This window comes from Catenulispora pinistramenti (genome assembly GCF_018274385.1).
In the GTDB taxonomy this organism is placed as follows: domain Bacteria; phylum Actinomycetota; class Actinomycetes; order Streptomycetales; family Catenulisporaceae; genus Catenulispora; species Catenulispora pinistramenti.
The window spans coordinates 1-2,912 of sequence record NZ_JAAFYZ010000434.1; the positions used below are offsets into that span (position 1 = coordinate 1).

The window sequence follows — 2,912 nt, forward strand, 5'->3', positions numbered from 1 at the left end:
GGCGTGGTGAGGGGTGAGGCGTGGTGAGGACTGGCGGCGCGGAGACAGCGAGGACCAGCGGCGCGGAAGCACTGAGGCTCGGCGGCGCTGAGCGTCGGAGGCCGCGCCGATGAGGTGGAGCGCGCGCCGCACCGCCATCTGCGGGACAATCCCACGGTGACCGACATCCGAGTACTCATCGCCGACGACCAAGCCGCGGTCCGCGAAGGCCTGGCGCTGCTCCTGGAGACCATGTCCGAGGTGAGCGTGGTCGGGCAGGCCGGCGACGGGCTGGAGGCGGCGGCGCTGGCCGCCGAGCTGGCGCCGGACGTCGTGCTGATGGATCTCAACATGCCGCGCGCGGACGGTATCGAGGCGACCGCGAGCATCCTGGCAGCGAACCCGGCCATCCGCATCGTCGTGCTGACCACCTACGAGGACGACAAGTCGATCGTCGGCGCCCTGCGCGCGGGCGCGCTCGGCTACCTCACCAAGGCCGCCACCCGCGCCGACATCGAGCGCGCGGTGAAGGCGGCGGCCGCGGGCCAGGCGATCCTCGATCCGGCGGTGCAGCGGCAGTTGCTGGCCGCCGCCACCGGCAACGGCACGGGTGGCGCGAGTGGCGCCGGCGGCAGCGGTAACGGCGCTGGCGGCAATGGCACGAGCGCGGCCTCCGGCGCCGCGACGACATCGGCCGCCGGCCCCGAACCCGCCGACGATCTGAGCCCGCGCGAAGCCGACGTCCTGCGCCTGATCGCGGCCGGGCACTCCAACCGCGAGATCGCCAAGAAGCTGTTCGTCGGCGAGGCGACCGTGAAGTCGCACATCAACCGGATCTTCACCAAGACCGGCTGCCGCGACCGGGCCCAGGCGGTCCAGTACGCCTTCACGCACGGCTACGCCGACCCCGGCACCAAGTAGGCCCCGCGGCCCGTCGGAACCCTCAGCCGCGCGGCCACACCGCCAGAGCCAGGTCGGCGGTCTGCAAGAGCTCTGATTCGTCCGCCCCATCCCGCGCGCGCTGCGACATCCCCTGGTACACCGCGGCGTAGTAGGCCGCCAGCGCGTCGGCGTCCACCGAAGGCGCCAACTCCCCCGCCGCCTGCCCCTCCCGCAGCCGGTCGGCGACCATCACGATGTTCCGGTTCCGCTTGTCCCGCAACAGTTCCAGCACCTCCACGTTGGCCGGCGAGACATTGGTGGCGGCATTAGTCACCATGCAGCCGGCCGGATGCGCCGGATCCGTGAACACATGCGCCGCCTCCCGCAGCATCCGCGCCACGGCCCCGAACGCGGTCGGCTCCTCGGCGAACGCCACGTACACGAACGCGCCTGAAGGCGACTCCCTGTACGCCTCCAACACCGCCTGGAACAGTCCGGGCTTGTCTCCGAACGCCGCATACAGGCTCCCGGAGCGGATCCCCATCGCCTCGGTCAGGTCGCTGATGGACGTCGCCTCGTAGCCCCGCTCCCAGAACAGCCGGGTGGCGGCGGCCACCGCGGCGTCGCGGTCGAAGCCGCGCGGACGCCCGCGGCGGGTCCCGGTCTCGGATGCACTCACCGAGCCATTATAGAACGCCCGACCAAAAATTGTGCTAGCGTCCTCGACACAACTTCTTGGTCGTTCACTCAAGAAATGAGAGAACCATGTCCCTCCAGGGAAAGCACGCCCTCGTCACCGGCGGCAGCCGCGGCATCGGCCGCGCGATCGCCGAGCGTCTGGCCCACGACGGCGCCACCGTCGTCCTCAGCTACGCCAGCGACCACACCGCGGCCCAGGACACCGTCGCCACCATCACGAAGGCCGGCGGCCAGGCCACCGCCGTCCACGCCCCCTTCGGCACCCACGGCGACGCCGACCGCCTCTGGCAGGCCTACGACCAGGCGACCAGCCACGCCGGAGTCGACATCATCGTCAACAACGCCGGCATCGGCCGCAGCTCCGACCTCCTCGCCCTGACCGAGGACGAGTTCGACCGGGTCTTCGCAGTCAACGTCCGCGCACCGTTCTTCGTCGCACAGGGAGCACTGTCTCGACTCCGCGACCACGGCCGAGTCATCAACATCTCCAGCGGCCTGGCCCGCATCGCGATGCCGGAGATCATGGCCTACGGCTCGACCAAGGGCGCCCTGGACACCTTCAGCCTCAACCTGGCCAAGGTCCTGGGCCCGCGCGGAATCACAGTCAACTCCGTAGCGCCGGGCATCACCGCCACAGATGTCACCGCCGACTGGCTGGGCGACCAGGAGGCCGCGCAGTGGGCGGCCTCGGTGTCAGCGCTCGGCCGCATCGGGCAGCCGGACGACATCGCCGCGGTCGTCGCGTTCTTGGCGAGCGAGGACGGCCGATGGGTGAGCGGCCGGGTGGTGGATGCTACTGGCGGCTCGGGGCTCTGATCTTTGGGTTTTGGGGGGATCGGGGTTGAGAGCCTCAAGGGGCCGCCTTTTTTGGGGGGGCGGGAGTTTGCGGGTCGGGTTGCGGTTTGGTCGTGGTTGTAAAGCTTTTTACGGCCTTCGGTCATAGTTGTGCCGGTTCGGGGTTCGAGTCGGCGAGCCTGTATGTCTGCTGCCAGTTCGCGCGTTCACAACCCCGCCGCACCTCAGGCCTCTTCAACTCCAGCAAGTCAGGGCAAGGGCACAGGCACAGGCACAGGCCAGATCAAGAGCAAGATCAAGAGCTGAAGGTCAACTGCAAGATCAAAAACTGTGATGAAGAGCCGGGCCTCCGGCGGGCCTCGACAACCTCAGGGAAACTAGCGCGGTTCCCCAGGGTGGCCGAGCCAGTCTCAGCGGCGGCGGTCCCTAAGGTGGTGCGGTCCGTTCCCCTCGGTCGCGTCGTCAGCCCGGGGGGTACAGCACCGGTGTCCGGGGGTAAAGTCCGCGCGCGGCGGTCATGCAGGTGGGCGGCGGTTTCGTATGGCGCGAACTTGACC

General features: G+C 69.6%; 3 protein-coding genes. 2 read left to right on the top strand and 1 reads right to left on the bottom strand.

What is annotated here, in order from left to right; all coding sequences use genetic code 11:
• The first annotated feature begins 156 nt into the window (after positions 1 to 156).
• Entirely contained in the window at positions 157 to 900 is a 744-nt protein-coding gene (locus KGQ19_RS48200) for a response regulator transcription factor (protein ID WP_212022299.1), read from the top strand.
• Positions 901 to 922: 22 nt separating this feature from the next.
• Here KGQ19_RS48200 and KGQ19_RS48205 read toward each other — a convergent pair whose 3' ends face one another.
• On the bottom strand, positions 923 to 1,540 hold the full coding sequence (locus tag KGQ19_RS48205; RefSeq protein WP_212022300.1) for a TetR/AcrR family transcriptional regulator: 618 nt from the start codon (positions 1,538 to 1,540) through the stop codon (positions 923 to 925).
• Positions 1,541 to 1,626: 86 nt separating this feature from the next.
• On the opposite strand from KGQ19_RS48205, the gene KGQ19_RS48210 reads away from it, so the two are divergent.
• Positions 1,627 to 2,376, top strand: coding sequence for an SDR family oxidoreductase (locus KGQ19_RS48210; RefSeq protein WP_212022301.1), 750 nt, complete (start codon positions 1,627 to 1,629; stop codon positions 2,374 to 2,376).
• Positions 2,377 to 2,912: the final 536 nt, after the last annotated feature.